Source organism: Phocaeicola sartorii JCM 17136 = DSM 21941, from assembly GCF_054653615.1.
In genome coordinates, this window is the sequence record NZ_BAAIFW010000006.1 from 1,280,577 (window position 1) to 1,300,320 (window position 19,744).

Genomic DNA, 19,744 nt, shown 5'->3' on the forward strand with positions numbered 1-19,744 from the left:
CCCCGTATTCCTGTATGGATCAAAGCAATGCTTACTGCTGTCATTCTGGTACTGCTGGTAAAGACATTTGCTTTCACCTCCTGCACCATTCCCTCTACCGGTATGGAGAATAGCCTTTATCAAGGGGAAAGGGTTTTGGTGAATAAGTGGAGTTATGGGTTTCGTGTGCCTTTTTCTACTTGGCGGTGGCTGGGAAAAACTGCCGGAAAGGGGGATATTGTATTGTTCAATAACCCTAATCCCCGGTCTCCGCAGATTTCGGTGGGCAATCGGGAGGTATTTATAAGCCGTGTGGTAGGAGTGCCCGGAGATACGTTGATGCTGAATGATGAACTGTGGGTGACTGACGAGCAGGTACTGAGTCCGGATAGTAAATCTTTGTATGTTTATCCTTATACGGAAGAAGAAACGATGCAGGCCGTCATGCGGCAATTGAACATTCAGGGGAACAGCCTGGTAGGGTATGCCGGAGGGAAGTACATACGTACTTTCAGTCATTATGAATATTATCTGTTGAAACAGAAACTGGCAGATAAAGTGGATTTGGTTCCTCTTTATCAAAAGGATATAAGCAAGAGCCATCCCTTTGTGATTCCGGAAAAAGGGAAACCTGTCAAGGTATATCCTTGGAATGTGACCTTGTTGTGCAACACTATTGTCCGTCACGAAGGGAAAATGGCTTCTGTCAGGGGAGATACCCTGTATGTGGGGGGGAAACCTGTAGAGGCTTATATGTTTAATAAAAATTATTACTGGATGGCATCCAATAATCCGGTGAATCTGTGCGATTCACGTTTGTTCGGGTTGGTGCCCGATGATCATTTGATCGGTAAAACTTGGCGCATTTGGTTTTCATCCGGAAAAGGACGCATTTTTCAACGAGTGCAATAATGGAGAATACGATATATGTAAGTTCGGCCTATCTGGCCCCGGTGGAATATTATACAAAGCTGTTCGCCTGTGAGAAAATCTATGTGGAACAGTATGACAATTATGTGAAACAGACTTATCGCAACCGTTGTGTCATAGCGGCAGCCGATGGTCCGTTGGCGCTGACTATCCCTACCGAAAAGAGCGAGACACCCAAATGTCTGATGAAGGATGTCCGCATCTCGGATCATGGCAATTGGCGTCATATACATTGGAATGCTTTGGTGGCCGCATATAGAAACAGTCCATTCTTTGAGTACTATGCTGATGATTTCCACGTCTTTTATGAAAAGAAATATGTCTTCTTGTGGGATTATAATCAAGAGATTTGTTCCTTGATATGCGATTTGATTGATATCCATCCCTGTATGGAAGGTACAACGGAATATCGCACGGAATTTGTTCCGGGCGAGGTTGATTTTCGTGAGATTATTCATCCGAAGCGCGACTGGCGTGAGGCGGATGCTGACTTTTGTCCTAAACCTTACTATCAAGTTTTTGATGCCAAATATGGTTTTCTACCGAATTTGAGCATCGTCGATCTTTTGTTTAATATGGGGCCGGAGAGCCTGATTGTTTTGCGAGATAGTGTTAAAGGTATAAACCATAAAAAGTAATATCATGAATAATTTGTTTAGTGTAAAAGACCAGGTGGTGGTAATCACCGGTGGAACAGGGGTTTTGGGAAAGGCTATTGCCGCCCATTTGGCGGAAGAAGGCGCCAAGGTTGTTATATTAGGCCGTAAGGAGGAAGTAGGGAATGCCATTGTAAGCGAGATCAAGGCTAAAGGTGGTGAAGCCATGTTTCTTGTAACCAATGTGTTGGATGAGGCTGTATTGGAGCAGAACCTGAAGGATATTCTGGCAGCATACGGTCGTGTGGACGCATTGTTGAATGCGGCTGGAGGCAATATGCCGGGTGCTACGATTGCTCCGACAGGCAATTTCTTTGATTTGAAGGTTGATGAGTTTCAGAAAGTGCTTAACTTGAATCTTACCGGAACAGTTCTGCCTACACAGGTTTTTTTGAAGCCGATGGTGGAACAGAAGAAAGGGGCTATCGTGAACTTCTCTTCCATGGCGGCGTTCCGTCCGATGACCCGTGTATGCGGTTATGCGGCTGCGAAGGCGGGAATCTCTAATTTTACTGCGTTCATGGCCAATGAAGTGGCTACGAAATTTGGTGAAGGCATCCGCGTGAATGCCATTGCTCCGGGATTCTTTCTGACCGAGCAGAACCGTACCTTGTTGACCAACGAAGACGGTACATATACACAGCGTGGTAATGATGTGATCCGCCAGACTCCGTTCAAGCGTTTCGGTAAAGCGGAGGAACTGTGTGGAACCATCCAGTATCTCATCAGCGATGCCAGCAGCTTTGTAACCGGCACAGTAGCCGTAGTGGATGGTGGCTTCAATGCATTTGCCATGTAACAAGTCTTTATTTTTTAATTCTCAATTTTTAGATTAGATATGATTTTATGTGAGCAAACATGGCGCTGGTACGGACCGAATGATCCCGTATCATTGTGGGACATCAAACAAGCCGGAGCAACCGGTATTGTCAATGCCTTACATCATATTCCCAACGGTGAGGTATGGACGGTAGAGGAAATAATGAAGCGCAAGAAATTGATTGAAGAAGCAGGGTTAACTTGGAGTGTTGTAGAGTCCGTGCCCGTACACGAACATATCAAGACACAGACAGGAGACTATCTGAGGTATATCGAGAACTATAAACAGAGCTTGCGCAATCTGGCTGCATGCGGTATTTATATTGTAACTTATAACTTCATGCCTGTATTGGATTGGACTCGTACGGATCTGGCATATACATTGCCCGATGGTTCCAAGGCATTGCGTTTTGAGCGGGCTGCTTTTGTAGCGTTCGATCTGTTCATCTTGAAACGTCCGGGAGCTGAAAAGGAATACTCGGCCGAAGAGATAGAAAAGGCAAAAGCTCGTCTGGCGCAAATGGATGAGGAAGAGATTCATCGTCTGACACGGAATATGATTGCAGGACTGCCCGGTTCGGAGGAAAGTTTTACATTGGAGCAATTTCAGAAAGAACTGGACCGTTACAAGGATATTGATGCGGACCAACTTCGTAGTAACTTGATTTTCTTCTTGAAAGAAATCTGTCCGGTAGCCGATGAGGTGGGAGTCAAGCTGGTTATTCATCCGGACGATCCGCCTATGGCTATCCTGGGGTTGCCACGCATTATGAGTACGGAGGCAGATTTCAAGCAGTTGGTGGAAGCTGTACCTAATCCGTCAAACGGTCTTTGTCTGTGCTGCGGTTCGTTTGGCGTATCTGCTCAGAATGATTTGCCGGGTATCATGGAACGTTGGGGAGACCGTATCAACTTTGTCCATTTGCGCAGTACCCAACGGGATGCGGAAGGCAACTTCTATGAAGCGAATCATTTGGAAGGTGATGTGGACATGTATCATGTAGTTAAGAATCTGTTGAAAGTGCAGCAACGTCGTGGAGTATCTATTCCGATGCGTCCGGATCATGGTCATCAGATGATAGATGATTTGAACAAGAAAACAAATCCGGGTTATTCGTGTCTGGGACGTATGCGCGGATTGGCCGAACTTCGTGGTTTGGAAAGAGGAATAGCGATGAGTATGGAAGCAGAGTAATCTCTTTTTTAGCCTATAGAAAGAAGACCTGAATGTCTTCCGGTGATAAGACCATATCCGGAAGCTTTCAGGTCTTCTTTTATTTAAATAAATGTGAAGGTTAATATTTTCAAGTCTTAGACTAAGCTCTTTACCTAAAGGTAGAAAACGCTTGGGCAGGCTGGTCTTGCCTCCCCTAAATGAGCGTTTTCCTTTTCCGGTGAGGAACGGGCTTTATTGTTTCTTCAGCTTTCCGTTCTCGGTTGTTATTCTATAGGTCTTTCCTTTGCCCGTTTTGAAAGTCAGGGTCTCGCCTTTATGTCTTACCTGGCAAGTTGCTCCGGCCTTGGAAAAGATGACAGCTTCTTCCAGTGCACCGTTTTTCCAGGTAATGTCAACTTCGAAATTACCTTTGGCGCAAAGTCCCTTTACAGCACCTTCTTTCCATGCGTCCGGCAGGGCGGGAAGCAATTGGATGAATCCCATGTGACTTTGCAACAGCATTTCCGTGATACCGGCGGTTCCGCCAAAGTTACCGTCAATCTGGAAAGGTGGATGAGTATCCCATAAATTGTCCAAAGTCCCGTTTTTCAATAAGTTGCCGAATAGTTTGTAGGCGTGGTTACCGTCTTGCAGGCGTGCCCATTGGTTTAGTTTCCATCCCATGCTCCATCCGGTAGCTCCGTCTCCACGGTGTTCCAATACGACTTTTGCGGCAGTCGCCAGTTGGGGGGTGGTGATAGGTGAGACCGTATGCCCCGGATGCAAGCCAAACAGATGGTTTACATGGCGGTGCTCGTCTTTAGGGTCATCTATATCCTCCGACCATTCCATCAGCTGGCCATAACGTCCTATCTGGTAAGGGACAAGATGATCTAAGACATGCTGCCATTGCTTGCGTTCTTTGGCGTCTACTCCCAAGACTTTGCTTGCGTCGATGGCGTCCAGCAGTATCTCGCGTGCCACGGCATGTGAGAAAGTCGCCCCTTGGTCTATGGGACCGTGTTCGGGGGAAGTGGAAGGAGCGGCAGTGTAGGTTCCGTCCGGTTTGTGCCACAGATAGTCCACTGTGAAATTCGCGCTGCTCTTTATCAGTTCATAAGCGGTCTCCTTCAAGAACTTCTTGTCGCGGGTATAGTCATAGTACTCCCACAGGTGGGTTGCCAGCCAGGGACCTGCCACTGGACTAAAGTTCCACGACATGTCTTCGCTGGAAAGCGGAGCGGTGAACCCGAATATATTGCCCGAGATGGAGGCTGTCCAGCCGCGTGCTCCAAAATAGGCCTGAGCGGTCTTTTCGCCCGGCTTTTCCAAAGTACGGATAAAGTCAACCAAAGGTAACACACATTCATCCAAGTTGGTGGAGCATGCGGGCCAATAGTTCATTTGCAGGTTGATGTTATTGTGATAATCCACGCGCCACGGGCCGTCCAGGTTGTTGTGCCACAAGCCTTGCAGGTTTGCGGGCAGATTTCCGGGGCGGGAACTGGCTATGAGCAGATAACGTCCGAATTGGTAATACAGTTCCTCCAACTGATAGTCGGGTTGTCCTTTGCGGTAACGTGCCAGACGCTGATAGGTGGGCAGGTCTTTCACGGCAGGATATTGCAAGGTCATGGGAGCGTGCGGGTTCAAGTGCAGCTGTACCCTGCCGAACAGGTTGGTATAGTCTGCCAGATGGTTCCGATAGAGTTCCTCATAACTTTTGGCGGCCGCTTGTTTCATCATGGCCAAAGTCGTTTCTGCAGGGTCTGTGCCTACATAGGTTTTAGGGTTTGTAAAGTCCGGGTTGAAATTGATTTTATAATCAGTGTCTCCGGTGATGAGAAATACTACCTCATCGGCTCCGTTGACAATGATTTTCCCGTCTTTTACAGTCATTTCTCCTCCTTTGTGGGTGGCATGGATGCGGAGGGCGAATCTCATTTGGTTGTTGTTCAGCTTTCCGGTGTACAGCAGACCGTTGTTTCCATCGGCTTGAATTTTCCCCGTAGCTTCTGAGTTGGGACAGTAGCTGAAAGCGATGTTCTGCATTTCCGGGCGGTTGGCAGTAAATTTCATCACCATCACACTGTCCGGATAGGAGATGAAATAGTTGCGCTGGTAATCCACTCCGTCTTTATGGAAAGAGACTGTGGCTAGTGCGGAATCCAGTGATAAGGCGCGTCGGTAGTCGTTCATGCCTATTTCGCTCAGTCCGGTTTCTACATATATCTCTCCCATAGTGGTAAAAGCTCCGAAGCGAAACGGATTTTCGGCATTCTCCTCGTATTCGGCCAGTCCGTTGAAGTTTTTGCGGGTCAGTTCTGCCGCTTTTTTCTGGTCTCCTTCTGTGAAAGCCTGCCGTATGTCTTTCAATACATGAGCTGATTGTTTGTTCACGTTCCAGTAGTAGTCGGCTCCTCCTGCGGTGTTGGGGCCTCCTTTCCATAAGGTCTTTTCGTTCAATGTGATTCGTTCGGCACAGATGGAGCCCATGATGTTGGCCCCCAGGCTGCCGTTTCCCAGTGGAAGCGAGGTGCTTTCCCATTCTTTGTCGGGATTGTAGCCGCTTCCGCTAGCCTTTAACCAGATTGCGCGGTTTTCCAATGTATTGGGTTGGTCAAACCAAATGGTATAGCCGGAGTTTTGTGCCTGTGTATTGGCGGTCAGTAGGGTTCCGGCGAGAATAAGTAGCAGTTTTTTCATGATATTCATATTGGTTTTTGATATATAATAGTGAAATGGCTTGAACGGTTTTATTTTGCAAAGATACAATTAGATTTGAGAATCTAAGGATTACAGGGTGGTAAATGTCTTTTTATTATAGGTATATCAAGGTCGAAAGATAATTTTCATCGAACATTTCATTGGCGATATCCCATAGGCTCTCTGCCGTCAGCATTTCTATCCGTTTGAATACTTCTTTCGGCTCTTCAAATTTGCCATAGTGCAAGAACGTCTTTCCCATATCCAATGCGTTGTTTTCAAAATTGTCTCCGGCAACTCCTATTTGTCCGATGATTTGTTTTTTTGCGGCACTCAGTTGCGAGGAACTTAGCTTGCTGTCACGCAGCTTTTTCAATTCTTTATGAACCAGTCCGATGCAGCGCTCCACATCTTCCGGATCTGTTCCGAAATAAATGCAGAACACCCCTGTGTCTGTGTATGAGGTCAGATTGGCTTCTACGTTATAGACCAGTCCCCGACGTTCGCGCAGAGAGACGTTCAGCCGGCTGTTCATGCCCGGTCCGCCCAGCAGGTTGTTGAGCAGGTAAAGTCCGGTCCGCTTTTCATTATACGCATTATATCCCCGACTGCCTATCATTACATGCGCCTGATGTGTTTCTTTGTTCAGTGTCAACGTTTTGGGAATATAGAGAAAAGGTTCTGCCCGTTGGCGTTCGGTCATGGAAAAAGGAATATCGGCTGTTATTTTCTCTATGGTGCGTATCACTTTTTTAAAATCTATATTTCCTTGAATGAAAAAGATCATATTGGTAGGTTTGTAAAAACGTGAAGTGAAATTCAAGGCATGTTCACTCTTGAATCTACGCAATAAGTCTGGTTTCCCCAAAATGTTTCTTCCCAAAGGATGATCGGGAAAAATCAATTCTTCAAAATCATCGAAAATCAGTTCTGACGGACTGTCTTCATAACTTTGTATCTCGTCAATTATTACTTCCACTTCTTTGTCAATCTCATGCTGGGGGAAGATGCTGTGAAATACAATATCTGCCAGCAGCTCTGCAGCTCTTGAAAAATGTTCTGCCAAGAAAGCGCTGTATATCACAGTCTCTTCCTTATTTGTATATGCATTTAAATCTCCGCCTACATTTTCCATGCGGTTCAGGATGTGCCATGCATGTCTTTTTTGTGTTCCTTTAAAGATAAGGTGTTCCACGAAATGGGCCATTCCCTGTTCCTGTTCGTTTTCATCACGGGTTCCGGCATCGACGGCAAATCCGCAATAGGCTACATTAGACTGGTTGGGAGCGTGAATGATGCGCAACCCGTTGGGTAAGGTGAAAGTGTTATATGACATTGTTTTTTGCTTCAAATAAGTTTTGATTGGCAAAAATACAACAAAAGTTATTGCCGTTCTTCAAAAAATGCAGATATTTGTATTTACTAACAGAAAACAAGATGATGGATAAAATTGCTATTTTCTGTTCCGCATCCGAGAATATAGAGCCTGTGTTCTTTGAAAAAGCGCGCGAGTTGGGCATCTGGATGGGACAAAACAAGAAGACGTTGGTATATGGAGGTGCCAATATCGGGCTGATGGAGTGTATCGCCAAGGTAGCTAAAGACAACGGCTCAATGATAATAGGGGTTATTCCGACCAAATTGGAAGAGCGTGGACGAACCAGTGACTTGGTGGATGTGACTTTCCGGACGGATAATTTGAGTGACCGTAAAGATGTGATGCTGAACGAATCGGATGTGGCGGTAGCCTTGCCGGGAGGAGTGGGCACACTGGATGAGATTTTTCATGTGATGGCGGCAGCTACATTGGATTATCATCAGAAGAAAGTGATTTTTTATAATATAAATGGCTTTTGGAATGGCATTCTCGACTTTTTGAACGGATTGGAGGAGAAACGTTTTGCTCACCATCCGCTAAATAGCTATTTTGCTGTGGCCAATAACTTGAGAGAACTAATCGAACTACTTAAATAATATTCATGTAAACCTATTATGATGACATCTATACACGAATTGTTGCAAAAAGAGGCTCAGGCCGTTCTGAATATTCCTATAACTGACGCTTATGAAAAAGCAGTGGAACTGATTGTGGAGCAAATACACCGTAAAAAAGGGAAATTGGTAACTACCGGTATGGGTAAAGCCGGACAAATAGCTATGAATATAGCTACGACTTTTTGTTCTACGGGCATTCCGGCTGTGTTTTTACATCCCAGTGAAGCACAGCATGGAGATTTGGGGATTTTGCAGGAGAATGATTTATTGCTTCTGATTTCTAATTCAGGAAAGACCCGGGAGATTGTGGAGTTGACGCAACTTGCACATAGTTTGAACCCGAACTTGAAATATATTGTTATTACTGGAAATGCGGATAGTCCATTAGCTAGAGAATCTGATATCTGTTTATGTACGGGACATCCTGATGAAGTATGTGTGTTAGGTATGACTCCTACGACTTCAACAACGGTTATGACTGTGATAGGTGATATTCTGGTGGTGGAAACCATGAAAAAGACTGGTTTTACCATTGAAGAGTACAGCAAGCGGCATCACGGAGGGTACTTGGGTGAACGTTCGCGCGAGTTGAGTAAGTAAGATAAATGAGATAGAACCGGAACGCAAAGGACGCAAATAGAATTTCATGAAAGAATTGGTTTTATTCGCGTTCGGGTTTTATGTATCTATTAAATCGTAAATACAAAGATGAGAAAAGTAATTGGTATAGGTGAAACCATTCTGGATATTCTTTTTAAAGAGAATCAGCCTACAGCGGCAGTTCCTGGTGGCTCTGTTTTCAATGGAATTATTTCATTGGGACGTTTGGGGGTCAATGTAAGTTTTATCAGTGAGACGGGAAATGATAAAGTGGGTGATATCATTCTGAAGTTTATGAGAGAAAACGGAGTAAGCACAGACCATGTGAATGTGTTTCCTGAAGGAAAATCACCTGTATCTTTAGCTTTTCTGAACGAACATAATGATGCTGAGTATCTTTTTTATAAGGATTATCCCCGGTTGAGGCTGGATGTGACAATGCCCGAAATCCATCGGGATGATATTGTGATGATTGGTTCTTATTATGCTGTTACTCCTCAGTTGCGTGACAAGGTGAAAGAGCTGTTGGATTATGCTCGCGGGCAAGGGGCTATCATTTATTATGATGTGAATTTCCGCAGTACTCACAGAAATGAGGCGATAAAGTTGCTGCCCACTATTCTTGAGAATTTTGAATATGCTGATATTATTCGTGGCTCCATTGAGGATTTTGAGAACATGTTCGGATTGACGGATGCGGATAAGATTTATAAAAGTAAGATTGAATTTTATTGTCCTCATTTTATTTGTACTCATGGTGGAAAAGAAATCCGTCTTTGTACAAAGGGGATAAAGAAATATTATGAGGTAGAGCCGTTGCAGACTGTCAGTACAGTGGGGGCGGGAGATAATTTTAATGCCGGAGTAGTTTTCGGACTATTGAAATACCGTATCCGCAGGGATGATCTGGATGAATTGTCGGAAGAGGACTGGGATCATGTAATCCGTTGTGGCAAGGATTTCAGTGCTAATGTGTGCATGAGTCTGAATAATTCGATCTCAAAAGAGTACGCTGCCGGTTACCAATAAATCGAATGGTTTTGATTGTTTTATAATCCCTCTTATTTATGTATGAGAATCTTTAAACTGATTGCAGGTCTTTTCTTTTTGTTGCTGGCGGTGGCCTGTCAGGACAAAAAGCGGTCTTCGCAGATTAAGACAGCGGAGAATGAGTCGGAATATGTGGTTCTGGCATACGTCACATCATGGGGGGAAAGTACGCCCGATCCGGCGTGTCTGACTCACATTAATTATGCCTTCGGACATGTTACAGATGACTTCAAGGGGATACGTATAGATAATGAATCGCGCTTGCAAATGGTAGTGGGGCTGCGCGGGAAGAAACCGTCCTTGAAAGTCTTGCTTTCTGTAGGCGGATGGGGAAGCAGCCGGTTCAGTGAAATGGCGCATACGGACAGTACCCGCATGGCATTTGCGGCAGATTGTAAACGGGTGATAGACCATTTCAACTTGGATGGAATTGATATAGACTGGGAATATCCGGGAATAGGAGCTGCCGGGATCTCTTTCTCACCGGAGGATACTGATAACTTTTCTTTGCTGATGAGGGATGTGCGTCATGCCATCGGTAAAGACAAATTGCTGACCATCGCTACACAGGCAGGTGCCAGATATTACAATTTAAAGGCTGTTGAACCTTATGTGGATTACATCAATATCATGACATACGATATGGAAGAATCCCCCAATCACCACTCTGCATTGTACCACTCGGAAATGACTGAGGAATGGTCTTGTGATGATGCGGTTGCTGCCCATGTAGCCGCAGGTTTTCCTGTCGGACGCCTGGTACTGGGCATTCCGTTCTATGGGCATGGGACGAATGAAGCTCCGGAGTTGTTGGATTACCGCCATATTATCTCTTTGGACTCTTTACAGAGCTGCTGGGATAGTGTGGCACAGGTGCCTTATATGATAAACTCGCAGGGACGTGTGGTTGTTAATTATGAAAATGCTCGGTCCATCGCATTCAAATGCCAGTTCCTGCATCAGAAAGGGATGTTGGGAGCTATGTACTGGGACTATGACAGTGATGACGAAAAGGGTACATTACGCCATGCCGTTTATCAAGGCGTAATGAACCCCTGACTTTCTCAATTCATTTTCTCTTTATCTGCATATTTCCTATAAAGAGGATAGGCGGCTTGCAGAATTTTGTTCTTTAACAAGGGGGGATAGTCAGGATGAGTTGACAGAAAAGTTTCCACTTCCCGGTATGCCGCCTCGCTGCTGTGGTTTCTTAATAAGGCTCCTACCCAGTTGCGGGGGAAAAAGATATCTCCGGTGCGTTGAACCTCCACTAGTTCTTCTAATGCCGGACGGATATATTTCACCGCATAATCTTTTCTTGCAGAATGATTCAGATAGCTTAACGTTGTAGCCGCCCAAGGCTCTATTCTTCTGTTTTCTGCTTGCAGCAAAGACTGGAACAGGCTGTCTAATTTCAATGTGTCGGCAGTCATGGCACGTGAGATGAAGTCGAACTGGCGTAAACGGTCCGGATTATTGATACGTTGACGCTGTATCTCGAGTATTCTTTTTCCTTGTCCGGACATGCGTAAGGACAATTCATAGGCCAGGGCGGTATAGTCTCTTTCATTCAATTGTCTGGAATTTTGAGTCTCCCATAAAGTATAAAGATGCTGGAGCAGGGCAGGACTTGTTGCTTCTGCAATAAGAAGCCGTAACAACTGGATGCGGCAAGAAGGGATTGGGTGAGAATGGCTGAGTGCATAAAGCTCATTTTCTACCTTGTCGCGTTCTTCCTGGGATATCTCCTGCAGAGGAGCGGACAGATAATTGGTTAATGTTGAGGCTGTCAGCGGATTCTTCTCTCGATGTATTCCGTTGAGTAATGCGTTTATCCATGCAGTATCCGGAATGTTTTTTGCCTGATAGTTTTCATGCATCATCATTAAAACGGCCTGTCGGGTCGTTTCATTCTCTATTTCTTGCCAGTGCTCCAGCAGCCAATGGAGACTGTTGCTGCAGGAACAAGCAAACCATATCCTCTGCCATCCGTATTGGGCAGGATATGGGTAGGGGTAAAGGGCAGTGTGAGGTGGTATTGACTGTTTGTCAGATTGGCTTCTATTGTTGTGTCCCTCTCTCCGCAAAGAGTGATGTTAAACTTCTGAGGCCAGTTTAGCCCCCTTTGATAAGGGTCTTGCTGACGTATGGTCAGTTGGTTGCCGGATCTTTCAAAATTGATGACCGGCATACCTTTCTGGTTTACCCATGCATCGCTGAAAGCAGATAAATCTTGCTCAGTCTTACTGTCCAGAATTTGTATCAAGTCATCCCAGGTGGCGTTGGCGTAAGCGTAAGTTTTTAAATATTCTTGAATTCCTTCCCGAAATGCTTCTTTTCCCATTAATTCCACCAGCTTTACCATCATGACAGGAGCTTTGTTATAAATGATCTGTCCATAAATTAATCCTGCATTTTGAAGGTTGTCCAGCGGTTGCCGGATAGCAGTGGTTCCGGGGGTACGATCTTCTGACAAGGATGCGGCTGTATAAGTCTTCATCCAATTCAGTTGGTGATTGATTTGTGGGAATAATGGTTCGGTAATCAGGGCGGCAAAATAATTGGCAAAAACCTCTTTTGTCCAGACATCATCAAACCAGTTCATCGTTACTAAATCACCGAACCACATGTGAGCGGTCTCGTGGGCGATTAATTGGGTCCGACGAAGCTCTTCGTCAGGGGTCGGGTTATTGCTTAGGAACATTTGCGTGTCATTATATAAGGTGGCGCCGGTGTGTTCCATCCCTCCATATTGGAACCCCGGCAAGATGATGAAATCATATTTGGCAAAGGGATAGGGGACATCGGTGTATTCTTCCAGCCAGTTCAGCGAAGCAGCCACTTGTTTGAAGATGGTATCTAGCTGGGCCACTTTGTCGGGATCTGTTTCACGGTAATATGCTGAAATTTTCCGGTCTCCTTCTGTATATTCCTTCTGTTCCAGTTTGCCGGCAACAAAAGAAAAGAGATAGGTGCTTAATGGTTCGGTTGGGGCAAAAGTCACTGTCTTGCCGGTGGATTTTATCTCCTCTTTAGTAATATAGGTATTAGAAACGGCCTTCCATTCCGTTGGTACATCCAGTTGCAAGGTAAATGTGGCTTTCAGGTTGGGCTGTTCAAAACAAGGGAATAAGGTGCGGGCACGGTCGGGCACTAATAACGTATATAGAAACTCATCGTTTCTGTTTAGTGACTGGTTTCCGGCAATAAATTGAATGGTGATATCGTTCTTACCTTTTATAATATTGTTTTTAGGCAGAATGATATGTTCGTTACGGAAATCATAATGGGATGTTTGTCCATTAACGGATACCGATTTGATTTTTTCGGACTCTTCTCTGAAGTCGAGAATGATCTCTTGTGGCATATCCAGATTAAATTCAATGGTAATCTTTCCATTTACCGGAACTGATTTTTGTTCAGGGATGGCGAAGTATAGTTTATACTTCAACTCTTTAATTTCCTGTTTGCGTAGTGCTGCCAGTTCCTGGGAAACACCCTTGTCATAAAGGTGAGGATTGTTTGTTGGCTGATGACAGCTGCATAATAAGCAGCACATAAGAATAAGATTTCCGATATATGTTTTCATCATCTAAAGTTTATCTTGATTATCGGCGGCCATTTTTCGGATGCCGCGCTGTGAAGCTATGAATGCACCTCCCAGTACTCGTTTCCCCTCATAAAAGACAGCTGACTGTCCGGGTGCGATGGCAGATGCTTCGGAAAGAAAACGAATCAATAATTGCTTTTCATTCAATACAAGAACATGGCATGGAATAGGTTTGCTACGATAGCGGATGCGTACAGCCAAATCCTTACAGTCCAATAATTCCTGCATATCTGTTATGTGGTAGTCTTCCACCAGCATGTATTCTGTTTTAAGTTCTTCGGCATCCCCCAGCATAACTGTATTTTTTTCAGCATTGATGCGTAATACGTATGCCGGATGCCCTAAGGCTATTTCCAGACCTTTGCGTTGGCCTATCGTATAATAAGGAAACCCTTTATGCTGGCCTATTTTGACCCCTTTACTGTTTACAAACCATCCCGGACCTACTTGTGCGTCAATATCCGGACATTGTGCGCGCAGAAAGTCCCGATAATCTCCTTCTATAAAGCAGATTTCCATGCTTTCACCTCCACGGGCCTTTGCCTCAAATCCCTTCTGACGGAGATATTCCCGTACCTCTTGCTTGGTATAAGTTCCCAATGGAAAGAGAAAGCGTTGAAGTATCTCCTGAGGAAGTTTCCATAAAAAGTAGGATTGATCCTTTGTCTGGTCATCTCCCGCTACGATATACAGTTTCCCCTTACGTTCTTCCAATCTGCAATAATGTCCGGTAGCGATATGTGCACAATTCGTCTGGTCGGCCCATTCACAGAGAATCCGTTCTTTGAATAGCGGGTTGCAAAGCACACAAGGGTTGGGGGTTCTTCCCTGCATATATTCATCAATAAAGTGTTTTACGATAATCTGTTTGAACTCTTTCCGCACATCCGCTACATGGTGCTCTATCCCCAGCCGTTCTGCCAAAGCTCTTGCCTCCAATACATCATCAGGTTCATTTTGGCCAGGAGTGGAAAAGCGGGAAGGGACATCCCACGTCCTCATGGTTACTCCTACCACTTCATATCCTTGTTCTTGCAGCATGATACAGGTGGCGGAGCTGTCTATTCCGCCACTCATCCCTACCAGGACTCTTTTATCTCTGTTACTCATTATATAAATAATTCAGGTTCACGACGTGCCGCACATTTTTCGTGTAGCATGGGGGTGTAAGGAGTGTTAAAAACCCGTGCGCCATTGGGGCATTCTTTTACGCAAGCACAGCATTTGATACATTGGGCAATCTCTGTCTCTATTTTGCCTTCATCGCTTAATGCAATGGCATGAGTAGGGCATACTTCGATGCATTCGCCACAGGCGAAACATTCTTCCGTGCAGACTGGGGCGGCAGGAGTAGAGGGGCCTACAAAGCGATAAGGCACATTTCCTCTCATGTAGAAATCGGACAATGTTTCGTCTTTCTCCAGTTTTGCCAAACAGTCTTTCCCAAATTGTTCTGCAATCTGTAAATCGGTGGCGTCCGGACGGCCTTCTGCGATGGGCATATCCGGACGGCTATAGCTGTGCTCACCAATAAAGGCACCGGCTGCCAACGGGATAAATCCCAATTGAATTGTTTCATCTCTTAATTCGACCAATGCATCTTCGTAATCGCGGTTGCCATATACTGTGACTAAAATAACCGGAGCGTTACTCCCTTTTAATCTTCGTAACCGTTGTAATGCTATTGGGGCTACCCTTCCTGCATATACGGGAACTGCAATGATAGTGATAGAATCTTTGATTTCTATCGGGCTACTATTCTCATCTGTAGTGAGGTCTATTTCTATTCTTCTCCCCATACCTATACTCTCTCCGATGGCACGGGCTATTTTCGCGGACGTATGTGTAGGCGAAAAAAAGACGATGTGATTGCTTGTATATGTTTTCATAGACGCAAATATAGTGACTTTTGTCCAAAGGTAACCAATATATAGATAAGATGTACAAGTATATCGAGGATTATTATAATGTGAATGTAAAATATGATTGTCGGAATGATATCCTATGGCTTCTGTTAATAGAAGTGACACAGTAGTAGATGTAGGTTAAATTATGCTTATCGGTGAACAATAAAAAGCCTGTGTTTATGGAGGTTAAATAATTTTTAACCGGAAAATAGATGACATGATATTATGTAGCAATTGCTGGCCTTTACTGGTCAAAATTGTTGTATAAAAGGAGAATATCAGACTTCCGGTTTTCTTTTTGTCGAGAAAAAAGTGCGTTTTGTCTGTTGTAAGCCTTGCTTTGCCAATGTGTTTATACTATATATATTAAGGTATATAGTGAAAGTAATTACTGACTTTAATGTACTTTTAAGGCTTTCTATAGTTGTTTGTGAGGTAAAGAATATATAGATATTCCTATTTCTTAAAATATTCCTGTATTTTATAAAGATTTTTAGTGGAAACTCTTGCAGAATAGAGTAAAATGGGTACTTTTGTCCGATGAAATTATGGCTATTATAGAAACAGATTAAAATATGGATGCTCTATTTCAAACGCAAAGCAATGAGCTTTCTACTACAACGCAGAAAGAAAAGCTGTTTAAAGATGCAGAACGGCAGTGGAATATACTGTCCTCTGAGAAAGGAGCGTCCGGAAGAAAAGTTGATTTTGAAATCTATAAAAGCATTTTGTATAACCTAGAAATCAGAAAAGTATATTTGGATTCAAAGCTCTCTTTAGAAAAGTTTAGTTCAATAGTCGGCACGAATACGACCTACCTGAGTAATACGGTGAACAACTACTTCGGCTGCAACTTCAAGCGGTTGATAAACTCCTACAGGGTTGCCCGCGCCAAGGAGCTGCTGGAGGGTGATGAGTGCCCTGTGAGCGAGCTTTTCAGCCGTTGCGGGTTCGCCTCGAAGAGCGTGTTCTATGTGGCGTTCGGGAAGATGGTCGGCATGACTCCCCTGCAATATATATCGCAGAGCCGGAATCCTTTTGTTGTCCAACGCAATTAAGTCCTTTTATAACAATAAACATTTTGAGTTTTTAAATTTATAAATTTAAAGTTTTTCTATTATGAACAAAAAATTTTTAAGTGCAATCCTGTTCGGTGCCTTGATGGTGACCTCGACAGGAACATTTGTATCTTGTAAAGACTATGATGACGACATCGACCGCTTGGATCAAGAAATATCCAATGTGAAAGATGCAATCAAGGCCCTTGAAGACAAAGTAGGCTCAGGCAAATATGTCGAAAGCTGTACTCCGTTCACTGATGGTAATGGTGGTTATGAAATCAAATTCAGTGATGGAGAGACCATTAAATTATACAATGGTGCAAAAGGAGAACAAGGTGAACCGGGCAAACCAGGTACTCCGGGTACTCCAGGTACTTCTGCTGATGATTATGTAGTATCAGTAGAAGAAGGTGAATCAGCTTATGAATTAGTTATTACTTATGCTGATGGCACTAAAAAGACTATCAGTATGCCTAAAGCTACTTCTGTAGTTAGCGGAGTTAAGTTTATCCCTACTTTCCTTTCTGAAGGTGAAGCTGCCAGAATCCATTTCCCTACCATCGTTACTGATAGTGTGTCAGGTAAAACAGAGATTGCAGGTGCAGATTGGAGTGCAAATAACTTTAGTACATTTAAAATCGTTTACTCAGGTAAGGCAGACGTGAAGTATCAGGTAAATCCTAACAGCGTATCATTCAAGGATATGGAAGTGGTAGGATTTGTTCGTGATACTGCTGAAATATGGAACTACAATACGAATAACAAGAATTGGGAATTGTTCAATGCTGGACAAAAACTGTACACTGATGGAAAAATCACCGTTGATTCTTATAAAGAAGGACATGGTATGTTGAACTTCCGTGTAAAGGACTGGGCTTTTGCTGAACAATCTAATCTGGACGAAAGAACAGTATATTCATTGAGAATTAAGAACAATGACCAAATCGTTCATTCTGATTTTATTCCCGCCAAGCATGAAGTAATTTTGCAGAAAAACGTACATTTGGTTAAAGTAGCTGATGCATTTGACCAAACTAACGCTCCTGCTCAGATTAAAAATGCAATTGCTCCTAACAAGGTAAATTATAGAGAATTCATCAAAGATGAACATTATCTTAACACCTTGAATCCGACCGGTACTGAAGAGGCTAAATTGAAAGCTTATCAAGCAGATAAAGCTAAGTTCGAAGGTAATGCTGAAAACCAGTTATATAAAGGAGATGCTGAATCTAAAGATGATGCAAACCGTATTGTTGTAGAACTGAATTACACAGGTGATGGACATTCAAAAAATTTGAAAGACATCGTAACTTCATTCTTTGACAAACGTATGGGTAGAGCCCAAGACGCTCAGTATCCTTTGATGGATAATGGTTTTGATGACTATTCATTGGTGTTTGAACCGGTTGACTTCTATTATGATGGCGTTAACCAGACAAAACGCTATTTGGACGTTACCAAAGATGGTGTTGCTACAGTAAAACAAACTCCGGACCCGATTTGGGGCGCAGAAACAGATGCCAACCACACAGCTGCTATAGACAGAACTCCTATTGTTCGTGTGAAACTAGTAGCACCGGGTGAAGACAATGGTAATGTAGTTAAAACAGCAATCATCAAGATTCACATTGTACGCAATGCAGTTGTTGCTCCTGAAATTAATATTACAGAAACAAAAGATGTCACTCTGAAACATATCAATCAAGTTCTTGATATGGATATGGATAAGATATTCAACCATAAAGATGTACAGTTGAGTAAAGACGAATTCCGTAAAACTTATGATTTCGTTCCTGAATTTGCAACGGCAGATGAGGCTAAACAACACGCTGTATATGCATGGGATGGAAAGAATAATGCAGACTATTCATTAGATCCGAACTTTAAACCTGAAGAATACAATCAGCTGTTCGTTACAGTGAAGAATACAGCATTCTCTCGTCATGACGATCACGACGTTTACACTGTTAAGGGTACATACAAGCCAAATGCTGATCATAAGGGATTATCTGACATCCATGTTACTTATACTATTAATGTGAAGTATCCGGATGTAGTTGCTCCTGAAAAGACTAAGTTGAACTGGGTAGATGATTCTTACTTCATTGCTCACGGTAGATACGATAACTTTGATGCTCCTACGACTTATGAAATGGTTGCAGCATTGAATGACGAATTCGATTTGATCAACTATAATCCTTATAAGGGTCAGACTCATGATAAGGATTGGGCTAGAGCTACCTTGTCATTCGAATTGGTTGACCAGCATAATAACGCATCTAAGATAGATGACGGTCACGATTCCGGTATCCGTTTGTATCAAGGTAAAGACAACAAGTGGTATATCGCTTTGGAGGCAACAGACGAAGGACGTGCTTGGATCAATGCTGCTGACGCTGAAGATTTGAAGAAGATCAAAATGCGTGCTGTAGTAAGCTTCAACGAAGATGTTGACGGATTGTATGGTACTTGCAACAAGGAAGCCAATGCTCATAACAAGTATGCTAAAGAAGCTTACAATAACTTCTCTTGCAATACTATCAATATGATAAACAATACTCCTTGGGCTGAAGATAACCATACTACTAATTATACTGGTGCTCCTGCTCCTGAAAATGGACGTTCTACAGTGGTTATCGATGAATTTGAAGTTGCATTTGTAACTCCGATGGTATTCCACGCTTACGAAGCAGGTCCTTTGTTTGACAAGTACCAAGAAGCTGAAAATACAGTATCATTGAAGGATGCATTCTTCTTGTCAGATTATCTGTGGTCTGAAGGTGCTCAGGCACAATTCAATAACAACCATGTTATCTATGACCACAAAGATATGGCTGAGAATAATACTTTGGTTCAGACAGGTGATCAAGCTGGTTGGTCAAATAAACTGGTAGTTGACAATAATGTATTCGATGTTAATACAACTGTTAACTTCAAGGTTTCTAAGGCATACTTTGCTGACGGAAGTGAACTGGATGCTGAAAACATGAATAAGATCAAACTTGATAATACTAAGCAGACTATCACATGGATCAACAATGGTGAAGATATTGCTCAACCATTTACTATTGAAGTAGAAGTTTGTGTAAATCACAAGTGGGGCGGTATCTGCGACCATACTTGGAAGAATAGTCTTGGACATTCTGTTGGAACTATCCAAATCCAAGTTAAGAAGCACAATGACAAGTAATTAATACGCTCATTGTTTATTTAAAAAGAGGGGGGCAAAATGTTCCCCTCTTTTAGTTTTTACAATCGTTTATTCAATTATATTG

At 43.4% G+C, this 19,744-nt stretch carries 14 protein-coding genes and 1 pseudogene; 10 read left to right on the top strand and 5 right to left on the bottom strand.

What is annotated here, in order from left to right:
* Positions 1-27 precede the first annotated feature (27 nt).
* From lepB to uxuA, 4 genes are read left to right on the top strand one after another with little or no spacing between them, the layout of a single operon-like run.
* Positions 28-891 (top strand): signal peptidase I, encoded by an 864-nt coding sequence (gene lepB, locus ACYQ0C_RS22185; RefSeq protein WP_025077068.1) that lies wholly within the window; start codon positions 28-30, stop codon positions 889-891.
* Entirely contained in the window at positions 891-1,547 is a 657-nt protein-coding gene (locus ACYQ0C_RS22190) for a WbqC family protein (protein WP_016275030.1), read from the top strand. Before lepB ends, ACYQ0C_RS22190 begins: the two co-directional genes overlap by 1 nt.
* 4 nt (positions 1,548-1,551) lie before the next feature.
* Complete coding sequence (locus tag ACYQ0C_RS22195) at positions 1,552-2,364, top strand: SDR family oxidoreductase (RefSeq protein WP_016275031.1); 813 nt, start codon at positions 1,552-1,554, stop codon at positions 2,362-2,364.
* A gap of 39 nt (positions 2,365-2,403) precedes the next feature.
* Positions 2,404-3,579: a mannonate dehydratase gene (gene uxuA / locus ACYQ0C_RS22200; protein ID WP_016275032.1), complete on the top strand. Its 1,176-nt coding sequence runs from the start codon at positions 2,404-2,406 to the stop codon at positions 3,577-3,579.
* 213 nt (positions 3,580-3,792) lie between these two features.
* Here the strand turns inward: uxuA and ACYQ0C_RS22205 are convergent, their stop codons facing one another.
* Both ACYQ0C_RS22205 and ACYQ0C_RS22210 read right to left on the bottom strand, forming a co-directional pair.
* A complete protein-coding gene (locus ACYQ0C_RS22205) occupies positions 3,793-6,246 on the bottom strand; it encodes a glycoside hydrolase family 95 protein (protein WP_025077069.1) in 2,454 nt (817 codons plus the stop codon).
* Between the two features lie 115 nt (positions 6,247-6,361).
* Positions 6,362-7,582 carry a M16 family metallopeptidase gene (locus ACYQ0C_RS22210; protein WP_025077070.1) on the bottom strand — a complete coding sequence of 407 codons (1,221 nt, stop codon included), beginning with the start codon at positions 7,580-7,582 and terminating at the stop codon, positions 6,362-6,364.
* A 104-nt stretch (positions 7,583-7,686) separates the two neighbouring features.
* On the opposite strand from ACYQ0C_RS22210, the gene ACYQ0C_RS22215 reads away from it, so the two are divergent.
* The 4 genes from ACYQ0C_RS22215 (at position 7,687) to ACYQ0C_RS22230 (ending at position 10,950) form a co-directional block, all read left to right on the top strand.
* Positions 7,687-8,220, top strand: a complete 534-nt coding sequence (locus ACYQ0C_RS22215; protein ID WP_025081611.1) for an LOG family protein — start codon at positions 7,687-7,689, stop codon at positions 8,218-8,220.
* An 18-nt stretch (positions 8,221-8,238) separates the two neighbouring features.
* Positions 8,239-8,841 carry an SIS domain-containing protein gene (locus ACYQ0C_RS22220; protein ID WP_016275036.1) on the top strand — a complete coding sequence of 201 codons (603 nt, stop codon included), beginning with the start codon at positions 8,239-8,241 and terminating at the stop codon, positions 8,839-8,841.
* Positions 8,842-8,949: 108 nt separating this feature from the next.
* A complete protein-coding gene (locus ACYQ0C_RS22225; protein ID WP_016275037.1) occupies positions 8,950-9,870 on the top strand; it encodes a carbohydrate kinase family protein in 921 nt (306 codons plus the stop codon).
* A 42-nt stretch (positions 9,871-9,912) separates the two neighbouring features.
* The gene (locus ACYQ0C_RS22230) at positions 9,913-10,950 is read left to right on the top strand and encodes a glycoside hydrolase family 18 protein (protein ID WP_016275038.1); all 1,038 of its coding nucleotides are present in this window, start codon (positions 9,913-9,915) and stop codon (positions 10,948-10,950) included.
* A 5-nt stretch (positions 10,951-10,955) separates the two neighbouring features.
* Here ACYQ0C_RS22230 and ACYQ0C_RS22235 read toward each other — a convergent pair.
* The 3 genes and pseudogenes from ACYQ0C_RS22235 to ACYQ0C_RS22245 all read right to left on the bottom strand — a co-directional run bounded on the left by ACYQ0C_RS22235 (position 10,956) and on the right by ACYQ0C_RS22245 (position 15,390).
* Positions 10,956-13,480: pseudogene (locus ACYQ0C_RS22235) on the bottom strand (M1 family metallopeptidase).
* Positions 13,481-13,483: 3 nt separating this feature from the next.
* The gene (gene mnmA, locus ACYQ0C_RS22240) at positions 13,484-14,611 is read right to left on the bottom strand and encodes a tRNA 2-thiouridine(34) synthase MnmA (protein ID WP_025077074.1); all 1,128 of its coding nucleotides are present in this window, start codon (positions 14,609-14,611) and stop codon (positions 13,484-13,486) included.
* Positions 14,611-15,390 carry a 4Fe-4S binding protein gene (locus ACYQ0C_RS22245; RefSeq protein ID WP_025077075.1) on the bottom strand — a complete coding sequence of 260 codons (780 nt, stop codon included), beginning with the start codon at positions 15,388-15,390 and terminating at the stop codon, positions 14,611-14,613. The genes mnmA and ACYQ0C_RS22245 overlap by 1 nt, the downstream gene beginning before the upstream one ends.
* Positions 15,391-15,983: 593 nt before the next feature.
* Between ACYQ0C_RS22245 and ACYQ0C_RS22250 the strand changes: the two genes are divergently transcribed.
* Together ACYQ0C_RS22250 and ACYQ0C_RS22255 are read left to right on the top strand one after the other, a co-directional pair.
* Entirely contained in the window at positions 15,984-16,466 is a 483-nt protein-coding gene (locus ACYQ0C_RS22250; protein ID WP_278702245.1) for a helix-turn-helix domain-containing protein, read from the top strand.
* A gap of 61 nt (positions 16,467-16,527) precedes the next feature.
* Positions 16,528-19,659, top strand: coding sequence for a PL29 family lyase N-terminal domain-containing protein (locus ACYQ0C_RS22255; protein WP_016275044.1), 3,132 nt, complete (start codon positions 16,528-16,530; stop codon positions 19,657-19,659).
* The last annotated feature ends 85 nt before the right edge of the window (positions 19,660-19,744 follow it).

Bases quoted from the DNA above. Each gene is read 5' to 3' on its own strand.
- lepB (WP_025077068.1), top strand. From the start codon at position 28: ATGCTTACTGCTGTCATTCTGGTACTGCTGGTAAAGACATTTGCTTTC.
- ACYQ0C_RS22190 (WP_016275030.1), top strand. From the start codon at position 891: ATGGAGAATACGATATATGTAAGTTCGGCCTATCTGGCCCCGGTGGAA.
- ACYQ0C_RS22195 (WP_016275031.1), top strand. From the start codon at position 1,552: ATGAATAATTTGTTTAGTGTAAAAGACCAGGTGGTGGTAATCACCGGT.
- uxuA (WP_016275032.1), top strand. From the start codon at position 2,404: ATGATTTTATGTGAGCAAACATGGCGCTGGTACGGACCGAATGATCCC.
- ACYQ0C_RS22205 (WP_025077069.1), bottom strand. From the start codon at position 6,246: ATGAAAAAACTGCTACTTATTCTCGCCGGAACCCTACTGACCGCCAAT.
- ACYQ0C_RS22210 (WP_025077070.1), bottom strand. From the start codon at position 7,582: ATGTCATATAACACTTTCACCTTACCCAACGGGTTGCGCATCATTCAC.
- ACYQ0C_RS22215 (WP_025081611.1), top strand. From the start codon at position 7,687: ATGGATAAAATTGCTATTTTCTGTTCCGCATCCGAGAATATAGAGCCT.
- ACYQ0C_RS22220 (WP_016275036.1), top strand. From the start codon at position 8,239: ATGATGACATCTATACACGAATTGTTGCAAAAAGAGGCTCAGGCCGTT.
- ACYQ0C_RS22225 (WP_016275037.1), top strand. From the start codon at position 8,950: ATGAGAAAAGTAATTGGTATAGGTGAAACCATTCTGGATATTCTTTTT.
- ACYQ0C_RS22230 (WP_016275038.1), top strand. From the start codon at position 9,913: ATGAGAATCTTTAAACTGATTGCAGGTCTTTTCTTTTTGTTGCTGGCG.
- mnmA (WP_025077074.1), bottom strand. From the start codon at position 14,611: ATGAGTAACAGAGATAAAAGAGTCCTGGTAGGGATGAGTGGCGGAATA.
- ACYQ0C_RS22245 (WP_025077075.1), bottom strand. From the start codon at position 15,390: ATGAAAACATATACAAGCAATCACATCGTCTTTTTTTCGCCTACACAT.
- ACYQ0C_RS22250 (WP_278702245.1), top strand. From the start codon at position 15,984: ATGGATGCTCTATTTCAAACGCAAAGCAATGAGCTTTCTACTACAACG.
- ACYQ0C_RS22255 (WP_016275044.1), top strand. From the start codon at position 16,528: ATGAACAAAAAATTTTTAAGTGCAATCCTGTTCGGTGCCTTGATGGTG.